The sequence below is a fragment of the Variovorax sp. PBL-E5 genome, assembly GCF_901827185.1.
Lineage (GTDB): Bacteria > Pseudomonadota > Gammaproteobacteria > Burkholderiales > Burkholderiaceae_C > Variovorax.
On record NZ_LR594671.1, the window covers coordinates 4,786,633 to 4,806,082 of the forward strand.

Annotated in this window: 18 protein-coding genes and 1 riboswitch; of the genes, 7 read left to right on the plus strand and 11 right to left on the minus strand. The window is 68.7% G+C overall.

Translation table 11 applies throughout. From position 1 onward, the window contains the following. Positions 1 to 2: 2 nt before the first annotated feature. Positions 3 to 1,175, minus strand: coding sequence for an isovaleryl-CoA dehydrogenase (locus WDLP6_RS23405; protein ID WP_162594275.1), 1,173 nt, complete (start codon positions 1,173 to 1,175; stop codon positions 3 to 5). A gap of 116 nt (positions 1,176 to 1,291) precedes the next feature. Here WDLP6_RS23405 and WDLP6_RS23410 point away from each other — a divergent pair, with 116 nt between their 5' ends. Both WDLP6_RS23410 and WDLP6_RS23415 read left to right on the plus strand, forming a co-directional pair. Continuing rightward, the gene (locus tag WDLP6_RS23410) at positions 1,292 to 2,323 is read left to right on the plus strand and encodes an AraC family transcriptional regulator (protein WP_162594276.1); all 1,032 of its coding nucleotides are present in this window, start codon (positions 1,292 to 1,294) and stop codon (positions 2,321 to 2,323) included. A 164-nt stretch (positions 2,324 to 2,487) separates the two neighbouring features. After that, positions 2,488 to 2,688: a hypothetical protein gene (locus tag WDLP6_RS23415; protein WP_162594277.1), complete on the plus strand. Its 201-nt coding sequence runs from the start codon at positions 2,488 to 2,490 to the stop codon at positions 2,686 to 2,688. 19 nt (positions 2,689 to 2,707) lie between these two features. Here the strand turns inward: WDLP6_RS23415 and WDLP6_RS23420 are convergent, their stop codons facing one another. From WDLP6_RS23420 to WDLP6_RS23465, 10 genes are all read right to left on the minus strand, one after another. After that, a complete protein-coding gene (locus WDLP6_RS23420) occupies positions 2,708 to 3,403 on the minus strand; it encodes an HAD family hydrolase (RefSeq protein ID WP_162594278.1) in 696 nt (231 codons plus the stop codon). 29 nt (positions 3,404 to 3,432) lie between these two features. Further along, entirely contained in the window at positions 3,433 to 5,319 is a 1,887-nt protein-coding gene (gene thiC, locus WDLP6_RS23425; RefSeq protein WP_162594279.1) for a phosphomethylpyrimidine synthase ThiC, read from the minus strand. A 78-nt stretch (positions 5,320 to 5,397) separates the two neighbouring features. Then, positions 5,398 to 5,503, minus strand: a riboswitch (TPP riboswitch). Positions 5,504 to 5,530: 27 nt separating this feature from the next. Continuing rightward, a complete protein-coding gene (locus tag WDLP6_RS23430; protein ID WP_162594280.1) occupies positions 5,531 to 6,508 on the minus strand; it encodes a VTT domain-containing protein in 978 nt (325 codons plus the stop codon). A 12-nt stretch (positions 6,509 to 6,520) separates the two neighbouring features. Continuing rightward, entirely contained in the window at positions 6,521 to 7,342 is an 822-nt protein-coding gene (locus WDLP6_RS23435) for a DUF3047 domain-containing protein (protein ID WP_162594281.1), read from the minus strand. 160 nt (positions 7,343 to 7,502) lie between these two features. Next, positions 7,503 to 7,940, minus strand: coding sequence for a YchJ family protein (locus tag WDLP6_RS23440; protein ID WP_162569496.1), 438 nt, complete (start codon positions 7,938 to 7,940; stop codon positions 7,503 to 7,505). 79 nt (positions 7,941 to 8,019) lie between these two features. Next, a complete protein-coding gene (locus tag WDLP6_RS23445) occupies positions 8,020 to 9,150 on the minus strand; it encodes an acyl-CoA dehydrogenase family protein (protein WP_162594282.1) in 1,131 nt (376 codons plus the stop codon). Between the two features lie 25 nt (positions 9,151 to 9,175). Then, the gene (locus WDLP6_RS23450) at positions 9,176 to 10,360 is read right to left on the minus strand and encodes an acetyl-CoA C-acyltransferase (RefSeq protein WP_162594283.1); all 1,185 of its coding nucleotides are present in this window, start codon (positions 10,358 to 10,360) and stop codon (positions 9,176 to 9,178) included. A 140-nt stretch (positions 10,361 to 10,500) separates the two neighbouring features. After that, positions 10,501 to 12,312 (minus strand): bifunctional isocitrate dehydrogenase kinase/phosphatase, encoded by a 1,812-nt coding sequence (gene aceK / locus WDLP6_RS23455; protein WP_162594284.1) that lies wholly within the window; start codon positions 12,310 to 12,312, stop codon positions 10,501 to 10,503. A 21-nt stretch (positions 12,313 to 12,333) separates the two neighbouring features. Continuing rightward, on the minus strand, positions 12,334 to 13,029 hold the full coding sequence (can, locus tag WDLP6_RS23460; RefSeq protein WP_162569500.1) for a carbonate dehydratase: 696 nt from the start codon (positions 13,027 to 13,029) through the stop codon (positions 12,334 to 12,336). Positions 13,030 to 13,071: 42 nt separating this feature from the next. Continuing rightward, positions 13,072 to 13,467 carry a MerR family transcriptional regulator gene (locus WDLP6_RS23465; RefSeq protein WP_162594285.1) on the minus strand — a complete coding sequence of 132 codons (396 nt, stop codon included), beginning with the start codon at positions 13,465 to 13,467 and terminating at the stop codon, positions 13,072 to 13,074. 99 nt (positions 13,468 to 13,566) lie between these two features. Between WDLP6_RS23465 and WDLP6_RS23470 the strand changes: the two genes are divergently transcribed. The 5 genes from WDLP6_RS23470 to WDLP6_RS23490 are packed head-to-tail and all read left to right on the plus strand — an operon-like array spanning position 13,567 to position 19,408. Continuing rightward, complete coding sequence (locus WDLP6_RS23470) at positions 13,567 to 14,628, plus strand: MBL fold metallo-hydrolase (RefSeq protein ID WP_162594286.1); 1,062 nt, start codon at positions 13,567 to 13,569, stop codon at positions 14,626 to 14,628. Beyond that, positions 14,625 to 15,968, plus strand: a complete 1,344-nt coding sequence (locus WDLP6_RS23475; protein WP_162594287.1) for a leucine-rich repeat-containing protein kinase family protein — start codon at positions 14,625 to 14,627, stop codon at positions 15,966 to 15,968. Before WDLP6_RS23470 ends, WDLP6_RS23475 begins: the two co-directional genes overlap by 4 nt. An 11-nt stretch (positions 15,969 to 15,979) precedes the next feature. Then, positions 15,980 to 16,900, plus strand: coding sequence for a pseudouridine synthase (locus WDLP6_RS23480; RefSeq protein WP_162594288.1), 921 nt, complete (start codon positions 15,980 to 15,982; stop codon positions 16,898 to 16,900). A gap of 50 nt (positions 16,901 to 16,950) precedes the next feature. Continuing rightward, on the plus strand, positions 16,951 to 17,598 hold the full coding sequence (locus WDLP6_RS23485) for a response regulator (protein WP_162594289.1): 648 nt from the start codon (positions 16,951 to 16,953) through the stop codon (positions 17,596 to 17,598). Next, a complete protein-coding gene (locus tag WDLP6_RS23490) occupies positions 17,591 to 19,408 on the plus strand; it encodes an ATP-binding response regulator (protein ID WP_162594290.1) in 1,818 nt (605 codons plus the stop codon). The genes WDLP6_RS23485 and WDLP6_RS23490 overlap by 8 nt, the downstream gene beginning before the upstream one ends. Positions 19,409 to 19,450 lie beyond the last annotated feature (42 nt).

Sequence of the window (19,450 nt, forward strand, 5' to 3'; positions counted from 1 at the left end):
TTCTACGCCGTCTCTGCGAACAACTCACGACCGATCAGCATGCGCCGGATCTCGCTGGTGCCGGCGCCGATCTCGTAGAGCTTGGCATCGCGCCACAGGCGCTCGACCGGAAAGTCCTTGGTATAGCCCACGCCGCCCAGCGCCTGGACCGCCTCGCCGGCCATCCATGTCGCCTTCTCGGCCGAATAGAGGATGGCGCCCGCGGCGTCCTTGCGGAAGGTGCGCGCATGGTCCTTGCGGTCGCAGGCTTTGCCGACCGCGTAGACGTAGGCGCGCGTGGCCTGCCAGGTCGAGTACATGTCGGCCAGCTTGCCCTGCATCAGCTGGAACTCGCCGATGCTCTGGCCGAACTGCTTGCGCTCGTGGACGAAGGGCAGCACCGCGTCCATGCAGGCGGCCATGATGCCCAGCGGCCCGCCCGAGAGCACCGCGCGCTCGTAGTCGAGGCCGCTCATCAACACCTTGGCGCCGGCACCTTCGCCGCCGAGCACGTTTTCTTCCGGCACCTCGCAGTTGTCGAAGTAGAGCGGGTAGGTGTTGGAGCCGCGCATGCCGAGCTTGTCGAGCTTGGTGCCGGCCGAGAAGCCCGCGAAGCCCTTCTCGACGATGAAGGCCGTCATGCCGCGGGCACCCATCTCGGGCTCGGTCTTGGCGTAGATCACGAGCGTGTCGGCATCGCCGCCGTTGGTGATCCACATCTTGCCGCCGTTGAGCACGTAGCGGTCGCCCTTCCTCTCGGCGCGCAGCTTCATGCTGACCACGTCGGAGCCGGCGTTGGGCTCGCTCATGGCCAGGGCGCCGACGTGCTCGCCGCTGACCAGCCGGGGCAGGTATTTCGTCTTCTGCGCCTCGCTGCCGTTGCGGTGGATCTGGTTGACGCACAGGTTGGAGTGCGCGCCGTACGACAAGCCGACCGAGGCCGAGGCGCGCGAGACTTCCTCCATCGCCACGATGTGCGCAAGGTAGCCGAGCCCGGTGCCGCCGAATTCTTCCTTCACCGTCATGCCGTGCAGGCCGAGTTCGCCAAGCTTCTTCCAGAGGTCGGGCGGAAACAGGTTGTCGCGGTCGATGTCGGCCGCGCGCGGCGCGATCTCGTTGGCGGCGAAATCCTGGATCGCGTCGCGCAGCGCGTCGACGGTGTCGCCCAGGTCGAAATTCAGGCCGGGATCGTGCATGGGTTGTCTCCTGAGTGGCAGGCCGGTGTTGGCGCGAAAGCCGCAGCTTACGCCGTGTGCCGTTGCATTTGGCGCCACAATGGTTGCATATCGTGCCGTCGACTCTGCCTTCCTCCATGCCCTCGTCGCTGCTGCGCCCGGCCGGCCGTGCAGCCACACCGATGGCCTTCGTGCGAGCGATCGTGGGGGGCTACGAGCGCTACGGCCTCGATCCCTCCGAGGCCCTGGCACGGGCACATATCGCGCCGCGCGATCTGGCGCGACCGCAGGCGCGCGTGACGGCGGCGCAGTTCGAGGCGCTGTCGGGCCACGCGATGCAGCAGCTCGACGACGAGGCGCTCGGCTGGTTCTCGCGCCGCCTGCCCTGGGGCAGCTACGGCATGCTGTGCCGCGCCTCGCTGAGCTCACCCGACCTGGGCGTCGCGATCAAGCGCTGGTGCCGGCATCTGCGGCTGCTCACGGACGACATCGTGCTCGACCTCAAGGTGGCGGGCGGCGTGGCGACGGTGTCGATCACCGAGCATCGCGCGCTCGGTGCGTTCCGCGAGTTCTGCCTGGTCTCCAATCTGCGCTTCCTGCACGGGTACGCGTGCTGGGTCATCGATTCGCGCGTCTCGCTGCGCGCCGCCGCCTTTCCCTTCGAGGCGCCGCCGCACCAGGACGCCTATCCGCTGATGTTCGGCGGCACGCTGCACTTCGGCGCCGCACGGGCGAGCTACAGCTTCGACGAGCGCTATCTCGCATTGCCGCTGCAGCGCGACGAACGCGCGCTGCGCACGATGCTGCGGCGCGCGCTCCCGCTCACGGTGCTGCAGTACCGCCGCGACCGGCTGCTCGGCCAGCGCGTGCGCGAGTTGCTGCGCATGCGTGGCGGCGAGATGGCCAATGCGGCATCGCTGGCGGCGATGCTGAACCTGTCCAGCCGCACGCTGCACCGCCAATTGCTCGAGGAGGGCAGCTCGCTGCAGGCCCTGAAGGACGAGGTGCGCCACGAGCAGGCCGCGGAACAGCTGCGGCGCACCGATCGGCCGATCAAGCAGATCGCCCTGGCGGTCGGATTCCGCAACGAGAAGAGCTTTTCGCGCGCCTTTCGCGCCTGGGCCGGCATGACGCCCGGTGCGTTCCGGCGCGCGGGTGGCATCACGTAAGAACTTCGACGTACAAACAGCCGCTGTACCTTTTTGACATGGCCACGATCGTCCGGAGGCTTTAAGCTCGCAGGCTGGGCCGTTCGTGAAAAAGTGTGAGCTAACGCCTTCGGCCTAAGCCTTCTGCGCGGATATTCACCCCGTTCCGGCCCTACGATCGACCCATGCAAGTTCCCGACACCGACACCTCCGAATACGCTGCGCTCATCGAGTTCGTCGCCACCTCCGGCCGCTCGCGCAGCCATCCCTCGGTGATCGAGAACGCCGGTGAACTGATCGCCAACATGTGGTCGACCCGGGCCAAGGCCATGACCCAGTCGCTCGCCACCATGGCGAAGGCCGCCATGCACGGCAACGCCCGCTGAACGGACCCCGCTTCGGAACTCAGGCCGTCGCGGCAAAACGCCATGCGGCCAGCAGCGCCGGCAGCTGCGTCATGTCACTGAACACCTGGGCCACGCCGACGCCGAGCAGCGCCTGCGGATCGCTGTGCCCGAGGTTGCCCGGGCTGTAACCGAACACCGTCGCGCCGGCAGCGATGCCCGCCACCGCACCCGTCACCGTGTCCTCGACGACCGCGCAGCGCGCCGGCGCGACGCCCAGCGCAGCCGCCGCGGCCAGGTACACGTCGGGGGCCGGCTTGGAGCGCGGCATCTCGTGGCCGCTGAAGATGCGGCCGGCGAAGCAGTCGAGGATGCCGATCTTGTCGAGCTGCAGCTCGACCTTGTGCCGGTCGGCGCCGGACGCGCAGGCGATGCGGCCGTCGAGCGCGCCGTGCAGCGCACGCACGGCCTCGGGCGCATGAGGAATCGCCACCAGGTCGCGCTCGAGCGCTTCATTGCGGCGGCCGCGGAACTCGCTCAGCCACTCGGGCGTCAGCGCGAAGCCGGTCTTGGCCTCGATCAGCGCGTCCGCGTCCTTCACGGCCTTGCCGGTGAAGACTCGCATGCACTCGTCGACGCTCAAGCGCCAGCCGAGTTCGCCGAGCATGTCGGCCAGCACGCGGTTGGTGATCGGCTCGGAGTCGACCAGCACGCCGTCGCAGTCGAACAGCACGGCGTCGAAGGGGATGGGCATCATGCGTCGATGGTACCAACCCCTCCTCAGCCTTACTCGGTGCCGGACGCGATCGGGATGTAGATCTCGCCGCCGCGGGCCTTGAACTCGGCCGACTTGCCGGCCATGCCGAGCGCCAGCGCGTCGTCTTCGGCCAAGCCCTTCTGCGCAGCGAAGTCACGCACCTCCTGCGTGATCTTCATCGAGCAGAACTTGGGACCGCACATCGAGCAGAAATGCGCCACCTTGCTGCTGTCTTTGGGCAGCGTCTCATCGTGGAATTCGCGCGCGGTGTCGGGGTCGAGGCCGAGGTTGAACTGGTCCTGCCAGCGGAAGTCGAAGCGCGCCTGCGACAGCGCATCGTCGCGCGCACGCGCACCCGGATGGCCCTTGGCCACGTCGGCCGCATGGGCGGCGATCTTGTACGCGATGATGCCCTGCTTGACGTCGTCGCGGTCCGGCAGGCCCAGGTGTTCCTTGGGCGTGACGTAGCACAGCATCGCGGTGCCGGCCCAGCCGATCATCGCGGCGCCGATGGCACTGGCGATGTGGTCGTAGCCGGGCGCGATGTCGATGGTCAGCGGGCCGAGCGTGTAGAACGGCGCCTCGTGGCAGGTCTTGAGCTGCTCGTCCATGTTGGCCTGGATCAGGTGCATGGGCACGTGGCCGGGGCCTTCGATCATGGTCTGCACGTCGTGCTTCCACGCGATCTGCGTGAGTTCGCCCAGGGTGTGCAGCTCGGCGAACTGCGCCTCGTCGTTGGCGTCCGAGGCGCAGCCGGGACGCAGGCCGTCGCCGAGCGAGAAGCTCACGTCGTAGGCCTTCATGATGTCGCAGATGTCCTCGAAGTGCGTGTAGAGGAAGCTTTCCTTGTGATGCGTGATGCACCACTTGGCCATGATCGAGCCGCCGCGCGAGACGATGCCGGTGCGGCGGCCTGCCGTCAGGTGGATGAAGGGCAGGCGCAGGCCGGCGTGGATGGTGAAGTAGTCGACGCCCTGCTCGGCTTGCTCGATCAGCGTGTCGCGGTAGATCTCCCAGGTGAGGTCCTCGGCCACGCCGCCGACCTTCTCGAGCGCCTGGTAGATCGGCACGGTGCCGATCGGCACCGGGCTGTTGCGCACGATCCAGTCGCGCGTGGTGTGGATGTTGCGGCCGGTCGAGAGGTCCATCACGTTGTCGGCGCCCCAGCGGATCGCCCACACGAGTTTCTCCACCTCTTCCTCGATGCTCGAGGTGACGGCCGAGTTGCCGATGTTGGCGTTGATCTTCACCTTGAAGTTGCGCCCGATGGCCATCGGCTCGACTTCGGGATGGTTGATGTTGGCCGGGATGATCGCGCGCCCGCGCGCCACCTCGTCGCGCACGAATTCGGGCGTGATGATCTTCGGGATGCTGGCGCCCATCGGGTTGCCGGCCAGGCGCTTCTCGCGCGCGGCATCGGCCATGTACGCAGCCATCCATTCGCGCCGGCCGTTCTCGCGCAGCGCGACGTATTCCATCTCGGGGGTCACGATGCCGCGGCGCGCGTAGTGCATCTGGGTGACGTTGGCGCCGGACTTGGCGCGGCGCGGCGTGCGCTGCAGCGCGGCGGCGCCGGCACGCAGCTCGGCGATGCGCTGGGCGTCGCGGTCGGCATGGGTGGCGCCGTCGTCGAGCGCGAGGTGCAGGCGCCCTTCGTAACTTTCCGTGTCGTTGCGTTCGGCGATCCACGCATCGCGCACGCCGGCCAGGCCGCGGCGCACGTCGATCTCGGCAGCGGGATCGGTGTACGGGCCCGAGGTGTCGTAGAGCGAGACGCGCTCGCCGTTGGTGAGCAGCACCTCGCGCACCGGCACGCGCAGGTCGGGCCGGCTGCCCTCGATGAGGGCCTTGGTCGAGGCGGGAAAGGGTTCGCGCGTGAGCGTGAGAAGGGATGCGAACTTGTCGATGGCGTTCATGCGGGGCACTCCGGGTTGATGGACAACGGGGTGCTCCGCGATCGCTCCGGGGCGGCACAGGGTCTTCGAGGACGGGGGCCGTGGAGTCGCAGCTCTTCTTACGCTGGTATGAACCAGATCAAGTTCGCGGGTTCGGCCATTTGGCCATCTCAGTACGCAACTGCGTGCACCCCGGAGCAGGGTCGATTCTAGGCCTCGCGCGCCGAAGCGATCAAGCGGAATGTGCCGCGATGGCCGGCATGTTGCTCATCGGCCCTTCTTCAGACTCGCCGGCCACGACCATCGCCGTCCAGGCGTCGAGTCCGCCGGCGAGCACGCGCACGCGCGGCAGGCCCGCGGCCATCAGCAGGCGCGCGGCGACGATCGCGGACGCGTCCTCGGGACAGTCGCAGAACACGACCAGCTCACGGCCGTCCGAGAACGCGCCGAGGCGCTTCGGCAGTTCGTTGAGGTCGATCGCCAGCGCGCCCGGGATCTCGCGCGGGTCGAGCGCGCGCGCCTGCGGCGCACGGACGTCGATCACCGTCGGACCGGCGCCGGCAGCGAGCGCCTCGCGCAACGCCAACACACCGATGTGCACGATGTCGTCGGCCCGCAGCGCCAGCCGCCGCACGCGCCAACGCCACGCGACGAAGACCAGCAGCGCCAGACCGCAGGCGATCGAGGCCGCGATGCCGATCTCGGACAGCACCGCCAGGATGTCCTGGATGGCGGCGTGGAAGATCCGACCGATGACGAGAAAACCCAGCGCCCAGATCAGCGCGGCCACCGTCTCGTAGGACAGGAAGCGCGTGTTCGACATGCCCAGCGCGCCGGCCATCGGCGGCGCGATCACCGAGACGCCCGGCACGAACTTGGCGGCGATCAGCGACCATCCGCCCCAGCGGCCGAGAATCGATTCACTGCGCTTGACGCAGGTGTCGGCCGACAGCGAGATGCGGCACAGCAGCCGCATCACGCGGTAGCCCCAGCGCCGCCCGGCGAGGAACCACACGCCATCGCCGAGGATGTTGCCGATCACCGCGGCCCCCGTGACCGCGGCGAAGGACACCTGTCCGCCCACCGACAAGCCGCCCGCCACGATCAGGAAGGGCACCGCCGGCACCGGCGCGCCCAGCCGCGTCGCCAGCGTGGCGGCGAACACCACGAGCGCACCCTGGTTGGCGAGGAGCGAGATGAAGTCGTTCATGGTCGATGCGCTCTATTCCCCTTGCAAGGGGTGCTCGGCCGGCCGCGTCGCCGCGTTGTGGGCCGGCGCCGGGCTGTGCAGGTCGATGTCGGAATAGTAGGCCAGGCCATGGCCGTGCGTGTTGTCCGCGTCGGCCGAGACGGCCACCGCGACCACGTCGGGCAGCGTACCGCTGGCCTCGTCGCCGAAGGCACGCCGGTAGTCGGCCAGCAGATGGCGGCTTTCGCCCACCCAGGCGCCCGGCGTCGGCGCGGCGCCGGATTCCAGCACGATCATGCGCATGCGCTTGGTGAAGGCGTTCGCGAGCTCCGTGCCCTTGGGCTCCTTGTTGTCCCATACGTAGCACAGGGCCTCGCTGGGAACGTCCTCGCCGGTCGCGCGGCGCGCCAATGCGAGGCTGGTGCGCTCGCCCAGCGAGAGCTTGGAGGTCGGCAGGTCGAAGAAGACGCAGAGCTTGGCCGCGCCGTCATCGCCGGCGCGCGTGCGCAGGTCGGCGCCGGCCACGAACTCGTCCACTCGCCAGCGCCAGGCCAGCGTGGTGCTGGCATCGAGCGGTGTTTGCGTGGCATGCACCAGGTTGCCGTAGGACTGGTCGGCCTCGACCTTGAGCACCCGCCGGCCGTCCTGCTGCACGACTTCGAAGTGCGTGAGCGTCTTGTTCGGCAGGCCGCTGAAGTGCCACGGCTCGGGCGGCTGCGCGCCCTGGCTGGTCGAGAAGCGCGCCAGCGGCACGCCGTCGTCCGCGCGCGCGGCCGGCGCGGCAGCCCACAGGGCCAGCGCCAGCAGCGGCAGGGCCAGCGCATTCCACGACGGACGAGAGACGGGTTGCATCATGAGCCCCGAAGTGTGGGCGCAATTCGACGCGAGATAAATACGCCAAAAGGAATCGCTCTGTGTCACCCAAAGAGACAATCGACGGCAGGCTGCTATCGAAGTCGTAGCACGCAGCGAAGGCCCGGGCCATTCTCTCGCCGCTTTTGGCGGCCGGCGGCCTTCAGCGCAGATCGCCGTCGACGTAATACCAGCGGTCGAGCGTGCCGTCGTTCTCGCGCACGAAACGGCTGCGCTCGTGCAGCCGGCTCGCGACACCGGCGCTGCTGCGCTGGCGCGCCACGAACTCGACCTCGGCATGGTCGGCATCCAGCACCGAACGGGACCGCAGGTCGAGGCCGAGCCATTTCACGCCGGGTTCGAAACTGACCGCGGCAGGCCGCGTCGACGCATGCCAGGTCGCCAGCAGGTAGTCGGCCCGTTCGCGCACGAAGGCGGTGTAACGCGAGCGCATCAACGACTCGGCATCCGGCGCCGGCGTCTGATCGAAGTCGTCCAGGTAGCGCCCGCAGCATTGGGTGTAAGCCAGCGGCAGCTCCCGCCGATCGCGGCGCCCGCAGGGACAGGGGGCGCGGGCGGGGCTGGTGGACGGTGAGGGCATGGCAATCGATGGATGGCGAGGGATTCAGCCTCCATTGTGCAGACCCTCGCACAAACCCTGAGAGCGCCCCCGCCGCCGCTCAGGCCAGCGCGCGCTGAATCAGCAGCTTCTGGATGTCCGAGGTGCCTTCGTAGATCTGGCACACGCGCACGTCGCGGTAGATGCGTTCGAGCGGAAAATCGTTCACGTAGCCATAGCCGCCGAGCGTCTGGATCGCCGCGCTGCACACGCGCTCGGCCATCTCGCTGGCGAAGAGCTTGGCCATGGCGGCTTCCTTCAGGCAGGGCCGGCCCGCATCGCGCAGGCTCGCCGCATGCCAGATGAGCTGACGCGCGGCTTCGAGTTGCGTCGCGCACTCGGCCAGCCGAAAGCCCACGGCCTGCTGGTCGAAGATCGCGCCGCCGAAGGCCTGCCGCTCCTTGGCATAGGCCAGTGCGACGTCGAAGGCGCTGCGCGCCATGCCCACGCTCTGGGCGGCGATCCCGATGCGGCCGCCCTCCAGCGCGCCGAGCGCGATCTTGTAGCCCTCGCCTTCCTGGCCGATCAGGTTCCCGGCCGCGATGCGGCAGCCGTCGAAATTGATCTGCGCGGTGTCGCTCGAATGCTGGCCCAGCTTGTCTTCCAGCCGCGCGACGTGGTAGCCCGGCGCGTCGGTCGGCACGATGAAGGCGCTCATGCCGCGCTTGCCCGCGCCCTTGTCGGTGACCGCGATGACGATCGCGACCTGCCCGTTCCTGCCGCTGGTGATGAATTGCTTGACGCCGTCGATCACCCAGCCGTCGCCATCCTTGCGCGCGGTGGTGCGCAGCGACGACGCATCGCTGCCGGCCTGCGGCTCGGTCAGGCAGAAGGCGCCGAGCATCTGCCCGCGTGCGAGCGACTGCAGCCATTTCTTCTTCTGCTCGGCATTGCCGTAGCGCATGAGGATCGCGTTGACCGGACAGTTGGTCACGCTGATCGCGGTGCTGGTGCCGCCGTCGCCGGCCGCGATCTCCTCGAGCACCAGCGCCAGCGTCACGTAGTCGAGGCCGGCGCCGCCGTCCTCCTCGGGCACGCAGATGCCGTAGGCGCCGAGCGCCGCCAGGCCCGCATGGGCTTCTTTCGGGAAGCTGTGCTCGCGATCCCAGCGCGGCGCATGGGGCCAGAGTTCGGCCTGCGCGAAGTCGCGCACGGCGTCGCGGATCGCTTCCTGGTCGGCGTTCAGCAGCATGATGGGGCGGGCCTCGTTCGGTTCGTCAGAGCAGTTCGATCGCCACCGCGGTGCCTTCGCCGCCGCCGATGCACAGCGTCGCGACGCCGCGCTTCTTGCCGCGTTGCTGCAGCGCATGGATCAGCGTGACCATGATGCGCGCGCCGCTGGCGCCGATCGGATGGCCCAGTGCGCAGGCGCCGCCGTGCACGTTGACGATGTCGTGCGCCACCGAAAGCTCGTGCATCAGCGCCATCGGCACCACGGCAAAGGCCTCGTTGACTTCCCACAGGTCGACGTCCTTCACCCCCCAGCCGGTCTTCTTGAACAGCTTGGCGACGGCACCGACCGGCGCGGTCGAGAACCACTCGGGTTGCTGCGCGTGCGTGGCGTGCCCGACCAGGCGCGCGATCGGCTTCACGCCCAGGCGCCTGGCGCTGCTCTCGGTCATCATCACCAGCGCCGCGGCGCCGTCGTTGATCGACGAGCTCGATGCGGCGGTGATGGTGCCGCCGTCCTTCTTGAAGGCGGGCTTGAGCGTCGGGATCTTGTCGAGCTTGACCTTGCCCGGGCCTTCGTCGATGGCGATCACGGTCTCGCCGCTGCGGCCCTTGACCGTGACCGGCGCGATCTCGGCCTTGAAGGCACCCGACGCGGTGGCGGCCTTGGCGCGCTCCACGCTGGCAATCGCGAAAGCGTCCTGCTGTTCGCGCGTGAACTTGTACTTGGCGGCGCAGTCCTCGCCGAAGGTGCCCATCGAGCGGCCCGGCTGGTACGCGTCCTCGAGGCCGTCGAGCATCATGTGATCGAAGATGCGGTCGTGGCCCATGCGGTAGCCGCCGCGGCCCTTGAGCATCAGGTAGGGCGCGTTGGTCATGCTTTCCATGCCGCCGGCCACCATCACTTCGTGCGTGCCCGCGAGCAGCATGTCGTGCGCGAGCATCGCGGCCTTCATGGCCGAGCCGCACATCTTGCTGAGCGTGACGGCCCCGGCGCTGTCGGGCAGGCCGCCCTTGTACGCCGCCTGGCGCGCCGGCGCCTGACCCTGGCCGGCCATCAGGCAGTTGCCGAACAGCACCTCGCCGACCGCGTCGGCCGTGATGCCGGCGCGCTCGACCGCCGCCTTGATGGCGACGCCGCCGAGATCGTGCGCGGCCAGAGAAGAAAAGTCGCCCTGGAAACCGCCCATGGGGGTGCGGGCGGCGCCGACGATGACGATGGATTCATTCATGAGTTCACTCCTTCATTCAATATCACTTACACACAATCCAATACCCCAAAGACCGCGGATCCGGCTTTGCCGGTCCGCCGGTGTTGCCCCCGGCAGGGGGTAGGCGGAGCGGCACGAAGTGCGCGCAGCCTGGGGGCGAGCTAAAAATACGGCGCATGGCCGTCGTGTTTGAAGCGGTGGGCTTCGTCGTAAGGAAAAACATCCAGCATCTGGCCGGCCTGAATCCGCTGCTTGTGGCTCTGCCAGAACGCGGCATCGAGCAGGTCGGCATGGTGCGCCATGAAAGCCTCGCGCACCGCCGCATTGCCGAGCAGGAAGGGGCCGAAGGTCTCGGGAAACACGTCCTTCGGCCCGACCGAATACCAGACCTCGCCGCTCATCTCTTCTTCCTCGTTGCGCGGCGTGGGCACCTTGCGGAAGTTGCAGTCGGTGAGGTATTCGATCTCGTCATAGTCGTAGAACACCACCTTGCCGCCGCGCGTCACGCCGAAGTTCTTCCACAGCATATCGCCCGGGAAGATGTTGGCCGAGACCATGTCCTTGATCGCATTGCCGTACTCGATCACCGCGTGCTCCAGCTGCTTGCCCGCGCGCTGGGCATGTTCCGGCTGCGCGAGCTGGTCGAAGGCTTCCTGCAGGTAGATGTTGAGAGGGATCATGCGGCGCTCGATGTAGACGTGCTTGAGCACGAGCTCCATCTCCCCGTTGCCGTCGCGGTCGCCGATCTCGAGCTGGCTGGGCGCGAACTTGCGGATCTCCTCGACCAGCTCGGGCTCGAAGCGGTCGAGCGGGAAGCCGACCAGGCTGTATTCGAGCGTGTCGGCCATGCGGCCGACCCGGTCGTGCTGCTTGACGAGCAGGTACTTGCCCTTGACCTGCTCGCGCGTGGTCTCCTTCTGCGGCGGAAAGAAGTCCTTGATGACCTTGAACACATAGGGAAAGGACGGCAGGTCGAACACCAGCATCACCATGCCCTTGATACCGGGCGCGATGCGGAACCTGTCGGTCGAGTAGTTGAGGTGCGAGAGGAAGTCGCGATAGAACAAGGTCTTGCCCTGCTTCGCGAGGCCGAGCGCGTTGTAGATCTCGGCGCGCGGCTTGCGCGGCATCAGCGAGCGCAGGAACTGCACATAGGCCGAGGGCACTTCCATGTCGACCATGAAGTAGGCACGCGCGAAGCTGAACAGCATCTGCAGGTCGTCTTCGCCGAAGAGCGCCGCATCGACATGGAACCTGCCCCGGCTGTCGTGCAGGATCGGCAGCGCGAAGGGCAGCTCGATGAAGCCGTTGATGATCTTGCCGACCAGGTAGGCGCCCTTGTTGCGGTAGAACAGGCTGGACAGCACCTGCAGCTGGAAGTTGGCGCGCAGCTTGATCTGGTGGAAGCGCCCGAGGATCGCGGCCGCGACGCGCTCGGCATCGCGCCGCCGGTTGGCGAAGCCGCCCAGCAGCGCATAGTCGTCCAGCACGACCGCGATCGTGTCGGCCAGCGTGTCGGGGTCCGGATAGTAGGCGCGGTAAGTCGGCGCGCCGCGCGGCTCGATGTACTCGGTGCTGATGGCCGGCCGCACGAAGATGAAGTCGTTCAGGAAGTAGGCGCGGTGCAGGATCTTGGTGGTCACCGAGTTGAAGAAGGTCTCGGCCAGCTCGGGCTGGTGATGGTCGACCAGGAGGCCGATGAAATGCAGCTTGACCTGGTGCCACACATCCATCGGCTGCTCGCCGGCCTTGAATTCCTTCTCGAGGCGCGCGACCGCCTCGCTCACCCGCAGGTCGTAGAACTCGATGCGCTCGCGCTGCGCGCGCTGCTGGCCGTGCCAGTCGGCGGTCTCGAAGCGATGCTTGGCACGCGCGGACTCGGCGCGAAAGAGCCGGTAGTGGCGGTCGAAGCCGTCGCGCATCGCACGGGCGATGTCATAGGCGAGCGGCGAGTCGAGACGCTGCGGAAACATGGTCCGATCCCTGCCTGCTCCTCAGGCGGCGCCGGTGCCGGGCTGCGGCGCTTCGGCCGGCTTGCTCCACTTGTAGCGGATGCGCTGTACGGCGGCGCGGTAGGTGGTCTCCAGCGGCTTGGAACCGTCGACGGACACGCCCAGATCCTGCAGCAATCCGTCGTGCACACCGAACGCCCAGCCATGGATGGTCACCTCCTGGCCGCGGCTCCAGGCGTCGACCATCACGGTGCTGACCGCCACGTTGACCACCTGCTCGGCCACGTTGAGTTCGCACAGCGCGTCGGCGCGAAGCTCCGGCGGCAGACTGTCGAGCATGGCGTGGTGACGGTCGCGCACGTCCTGGATGTGGCGGATCCAGTTGTCGGCGAGGCCAATGCGCGCGCCCTCGAGCGCGGCCTGCACGCCGCCGCAGCCATAGTGCCCGACCACCATGATGTGCTCGACCTTCAGGCGCTCGACCGCGAACTGGATCGCCGACAGCGCGTTGAGGTCGGAGTGCACCACGATGTTGGCCACGTTGCGGTGCACGAACACCTCGCCCGGCTCGAGCCCGGTGATCTGGTTGGCCGGCACACGGCTGTCGGAGCAGCCGATCCACATGTAGCGCGGCTTCTGCTGCTTGACCAGGCTGGTGAAGAAGCCGGGACGATCGCGCTCCATCCGGGCGGCCCAGCTGCGGTTGTGGGAGAAGAGATCGTCGAGCGTTTCGGACATGGTGTGATCCTCGATGGAAGTTGTTCGAAATGGGCGCCGCCGTCAGCGCACCCTCGGCCGGGTGGCGCGCGTGAGGGCGGCGCGCGCCTGCTTTTCCTGGGCCCGCACTTCCGCGATGTTGGCCTGCAGCTCGGCCAGGCGCGCCTCGAGCTGCGCACGGTGCTCGCCGAGCACGCCCAGGAAGCGCTGCAGCTGCACGGCAGTGTCACGCGGGCTGTCGTACATGTCGAGGATCTCCTTGACCTCGGTGAGCTTCAGGCCCAGCCGCTTGGCGCGCAGCGTGAGCATCAGGCGGGTGCGGTCGCGCGCGCTGTAGATGCGTTGCTGGCCCGCGCGCTGCGGCGCCAGCAGACCCATGTCCTCGTAGAAGCGGATGGCCCGCGTGGTGAGATCGAATTCCCGGGCGAGCTCACCGATGGCGAAGGTCTGCGAAGGCATGCGAATGGAGCGGGGTTTGCGGAGGCGACAGCGCAGTGGGACGGCACTGCCTACAATGGGGGCTCAGCTCTATGACGTTTACGTTAACGTCAATCTTACATGAACCTGCTCGAACGCGAACTCCACTACCCCCTCGGCGACACGATGCCGGCCCCCGGCGAAACGATCGAGGTCGCGCCGGGCGTACGCTGGATCCGCATGGCGCTGCCCTTCGCGCTCGACCACATCAACCTCTGGCTGCTGCGCGACACGATCGATGGCGTCGAGGGCTGGACGGTGGTCGACTGCTGCATTTCCCGCGACGAGGCGCGCGCGCAATGGGAGCAGATCTTCGCCACGCAGCTCGAGGGCCTGCCGATCCTGCGCGTGATCGTCACCCACATGCATCCCGACCACATCGGCCTGGCCGATTGGCTGTGCCGGCGCTGGAACGCGCCGCTGTGGATCAGCGCGACCGACTACCACGTGGCGTGCGTGCTCACCAGCACCGGCGACACGCTGGCAGGCGGCGACGCGGCAGCGGATTTCTTCGCCCTGCACGGCCTCACCGATCCTGAATCGATCGCCAAGATCCGCGCCCGCACCAGCTACTACGCCAACATGGTGCCCGCCGTGCCCGCGCGCTTCGTGCGCATGCTCGATGGCGACCTCATCCCGATCGGCGGGCGCAGTTGGCGCTGCATCAGCGGCTACGGCCATGCGCCGGAGCACATCTCGCTCTACAGCGACGAGCTGCACGCGCTGCTCGGCGGCGACATGATGCTGCCGCGCATCTCGACCAACGTGAGCGTGCACGCGGGCGAGCCCGAGGCGAATTCGCTGCGGCTTTTCCTCGACAGCATCGAGCGCTTCAAGTCGCTGCCCGCCGACACGCTGGGCCTGCCCTCGCACGGCAAGCCCTTCACCGGCATCCACCGGCGCGTCGAGCAGTTGCAGGAACACCACCGCGACCGGCTGGCCGAGCTGCTGGAGGCCTGTCTGCAAAGGCCGCACAGCGCCGCCGAGGGCCTGCCGATCCTGTTCAAGCGCGAGCTCGACCTGCACCAGATCACCTTCGCCATGGGCGAGACGGTGGCGCACCTGCACCTGCTGTGGTTCTCGGGCCAGTTGCAGCGCCGCCTGGGCGAGGACGGCATCTATCGCTTCGGCGCAGCGGCATGAGCCTCGAGACGCTGGCTCGGCTGCGCGCGGGCGAGCTGGCCGGCATCCAGCGGCTCGATCTCTCGTGCGGCCTGACCGAGTTCCCGCGCGAGGTCTTTGATCTGGCCGACACGCTGGAGGTGCTCAACCTGTCGGGCAATGCCCTCAGCAGCCTGCCCGATGACCTGCACCGGCTGCACCGCCTGCGCGTGCTGTTCTGCTCCGACAACCAGTTCAGCGAATTGCCCGAAGCCATCGGACGCTGCGCGCAGCTCGACATGGTCGCCTTCAAGGCCAACCGCATCCGCAGCGTGCCGGCCGCCGCGCTGCCGCCGTTGCTGCGCTGGCTGATCCTGACCGACAACCGCATCGAGACACTGCCGCCCGCGCTCGGCCGCTGCACGCGGCTGCAAAAGCTCATGCTCGCAGGCAACCTGCTGCAGGCCTTGCCCGAGGCGTTGGCCGCGTGCCATCGGCTCGAGCTGCTGCGCATCTCGGCCAACCGCTTCGATGCCCTGCCCGCCTGGCTGCTCTCGCTGCCGCGGCTGTCGTGGCTGGCCTTCGCGGGCAACCCTTTCGACGAGACGCCCGAGGCGACCGCCATGGCCGCCCCGGCGATGCCGACCATCGACTGGCAAAGCCTGTCGTTGCAGCATCGGCTGGGTGAAGGCGCTTCGGGCGTGATCTACCGCGCCGAGTGGCAACCCCTGCAAGGCGAGGCGCAGCCGGTGGCAGTGAAGCTCTTCAAGGGCACCGTGACCAGCGACGGCTGGCCGCACAGCGAGATGGCCGCCTGCATTGCCGCCGGCGCGCATCCGAACCTGATCGCCGTCGAGGCCCGCGTGGCGAATCACCCGGAGGGCACACCGGGACTGGCGCTCGCGCTGGTCGATCCGCACTTTTCCAACCTCGCCGGCCCGCCCAGCCTGCAATCCTGCACGCGCGATGTCTATGACGGCAACGCGGCCTGGTCCGCCAAGGCCGCGCTGCGCATGGCCTGCGGCATTGCCTCGGCCACGGCCCAGCTGCATGCGCGCGGCATCCTGCATGGCGATCTCTATGCCCACAACATCCTGTGGGACGGCGCAGGCCATTGCCTGCTGGGCGACTTCGGCGCGGCCTCCTTCCTGCCGCGCGGCGACGACGCGCAGGCGCGGGCGCTGCAGCGCATCGAGGTGCGCGCGTTCGGCTGCCTCGTCGAGGAGCTGGCGGCGCGCTGCCGGCCGGGCGACGGCGACGAAGACGACGCAACGCGCGCGCTGCTGGCGGACCTCCAGGCGCGCTGCCTGCAGGCCGAGCCTGCGGCGCGTCCGGCTTTCGCCGAGATCGTGTCGGCCCTGAACGCCGACGCGGGCCGCTGAGCACGCAGCCCATGCGCGCGCTGCCGCTGCCCACCCGCGACGGCGTCGGCCCAAGCTGCACCGCGCTGCCGGTCGGCCCCTGGCCCACCATCGCGGAATTCCTGATCGAGCGCTTCGCGGCCATCCCGCGCGCGACATGGGAAGCCCGCATGGACGCGGGCGAAGTGGTCGACGAGCATGGCGTGCCGGTCAGCGCCGAGCGGCCCTACGAGCCGCGGCTGCGCGTCTACTACTACCGCTCGCTCGAGGCCGAGGCGCGCATTCCTTTCGACGAACTCATCCTGTCGCAGGACGCGCACCTGCTGGTGGTGGACAAGCCGCACTTCCTGCCGGTCGCGCCGGTCGGCAAGTACGTGCAGGAAAGCCTGCTGGTGCGGCTCAAGCGGACGCTGGGCCTCGACCAGCTCGCGCCGCTGCACCGCATCGACCGCGAGACCGCCGGCATCGTGCTGTTCTCGGTCCAGCCCGCCACGCGCGGCGCCTACCACGCGCTCTTCGCGCAACGCGCGATCACCAAGCACTACGAGGCCATCGTGCCTTGGCGCGAGGGCCAGGCACTGCCCGCCGTGCACCGCAGCCGCATGGCGCCCGACGACCACTTCATGCGCATGAGGGAAGTGCCCGGCGAGCCCAATGCCGAAACGCACCTGGCGCTGCTCGAACAGCGCGGCGCCTGGGCTCGCCTGCAGCTCTCGCCGGTCACCGGGCGCAGGCACCAGCTGCGCGTGCATTGCGCGGCGCTGGGCATGCCGATCCTGAACGATGCGATCTACCCGACGCTGCGGGCCGAAGGCGGCGAGGACTTCAGCCGGCCGCTGCAGCTGCTGGCGCGGGAGCTGGCCTTTCGCGATCCGGTCAGCGGCGCCGAACGCCGCTTCGCGAGCACGCGAGCGTTGCGGCTTCCGCACGACGGCCTTCGACCAAAGTCCTAGTCGGCGCCGGCCCGGCCGCAATCTGATGAATACTCCGCCGGGAGGTGACGATGAAGGTACTGATGATCGACGACCATGTGATGTTCCTGCAGGGCATGAAGAACCTGCTGAACGTGCTGGTCCCCGAACTGCGGGTGGAGACCACCAAGGACATGACGAATGCGGCGCAGCTGGTGCAGCTGGCCGAGTTCGATCTGGTGCTGCTCGACTGGCATCTGAGCGACTGCAATGGCGAGCAGTCGATCCGCCGCCTGCGCGATGCCGGCTGCATGGCGCGCATCGTCGTGCTGTCGGGAGAGACCAACGCGACCCTGATCCGCCGGTCCGTCGACCTGGGCGCGGCCGGCTTCATCCCCAAGAAGTACAGCTCGGAAATGATGGTCGCGGCCCTCCGGCACGTGCTGGCCGGCCGCATCTTCCTGCCGGTGGAGACGCTCCACGCGGGCGCGGCGGACACGGCCGGCCCTTCGGCCGCCACGGCCGGTCCCGATCCTCGGCTGTCGGGCCTGACGGCGCGCCAGATGGACGTCTACCGCGCGGCCGCGCGCGGCCTGCCCAACAAGCTGATCGCGCGCCAGCTCGACATCGCCGAGTCCACCGTCAAGGCCCACCTGACCGCGGTCTATGCGGCGCTCGGCGTGCGCAACCGCACCGAGGCCGCCTACCAGGCATCGCGCGAGGGCGTGCGCATTGACTGAGACCACGGGCTCCACGCCGATGCCGCCGGCGGCCGGCTCGCGCGAGGCGCGCATCGAGCGGCGCATCCTCGAGCGCCGGCTGTCGCTGATCCTGCAGTACTCGCGCCGCCTGCCGCTCAACTACCTCGGCTACATCCTGGTCGCCTTCATCGCTGCGCGGCAGGGCTTGCAAGGCTGGCACTGGCTCTGGCTGGCGGCCACCGGCGCGGTGATGGCGTACCGCTGGTGGCTCGGACGCGCCGCCGAGCGCGCCGCGCCGGAAGATCAGCTCGGGTTCCTGCCGCGGCTGCTGCGCGGTTTCGACCTCAACGGCATCACGACCGCGGCCATCGTCCCCTTCGTGTTCATGGGGCCGGGGAATTTCGCGCCGCTGGCCGTGGCCGCCGTGCTGATGGCCGGCTGCACCCTCGGTGCGGCCTCGGTGGCGGGCTCGCGGCGCGCCTTCGTCGGCTTCTGCACGCTGACCTTCTGCAGCCTGGCCGGCGGCTGGGCCTGGCGCGGTGGCGCCATGGGCTATCTGTTCGCAGCCGGCATCGGGCTCGTCTACTTCATGCTGCTGGCGACGGTCAAGGACCAGGGCCGCATGCTGTACGCGCTGATGAGCGTGGTCGATGACAACGCGGTACTCCACGAAACCGTCAGGCAGGAGCGCGACCGCGCCGAAGCCGCCAGCGAAGCCAAGACGCGCTTCTTCGCGGCCGCCAGCCACGACCTGCGGCAGCCCCTGCATGCGCTGTCGATCAATGCGACGACGCTGGACATCCTGGCCCACCGCACCCACGATCCGCTGCTGAAGGAAGTCAGCCGCGGGATCGGCAGCGCGCTGCGCCAGAGCAGCGGTCTGCTCGACGGGCTGCTGGACATCTCGCGCCTCGATGCCCACACGATCGAGGCCCGGCTGGCGCCGCACGACATCGGCGCCGTGCTGCGCGCTTCGCGCGACGAGTACACGGCGCTGGCGGCGCAGCAGGGCCTCTTCCTGAAGATCGCGGTGCCCGAGGCGCCGCTGTGGGGCCTGACCGACGGCGACCAGTTGATCCGCATCGTCGGCAACCTGGTGAACAACGCGATCAAGTTCACGAGCATCGGCGGCGTCACCCTGTCGGCGCAGCGCGGCACGGCGGGCGACGTCGTGGTGCGGGTGAGCGACACCGGCCCGGGCATTCCGGCGCACGAGCGCGAGCGGGTGTTCGAGGAGTTCTACCAGATCGGCAATCCGTCGAGAGACCGCACCCAGGGTCTCGGCCTCGGCCTCGCGATCGTGCGCCGCACGGCGGCGCTGCTGAACATCACGCTGAAGCTGGACGGCGCGCCGGGACACGGCACCACCTTCGAGCTGCACATCGTGCATGCCGAGCCGACGGCCGACGAGACGGAGACGAGCGGTTCCCTCGACCGCGCCTTCGACGGCACCCGCCTGGCCGTGCTGCTGGTGGACGACGAGCCCGAAGTGCTGGCGGCGATGTGCACCTACCTGCACCAGCTCGGCTGGTCCGTGAAAGGCGTCGCGAGCGCGCGCGAGGCCGAGCGGGCGCTCGACGGCGGCTTCGCACCCGACGTGATGGTGGTCGACTTCCGGCTGCGCGACGAGACCGGCCTCGACGTGATCGAAAGACTGCGCACGCGACAGCCCGGGCTGCCCGCGGTGATCGTCACGGGCGAGACCGCGCCCTCGCGCTTTCGCGCGCTGTCGGGCGCGGCGGCGCGCATCCTGCACAAGCCGCTCGACGGCGACCGTCTCGCGCGCGCGCTGCACGAGGTGGTGCTGGGGCTCGACGACGAAGCCGAGGCCGCAGTGGCGCCAAGGTGACGCCGGGCGCCGTCCGCACGCACTAAGCTCGCGTCTCGCGCT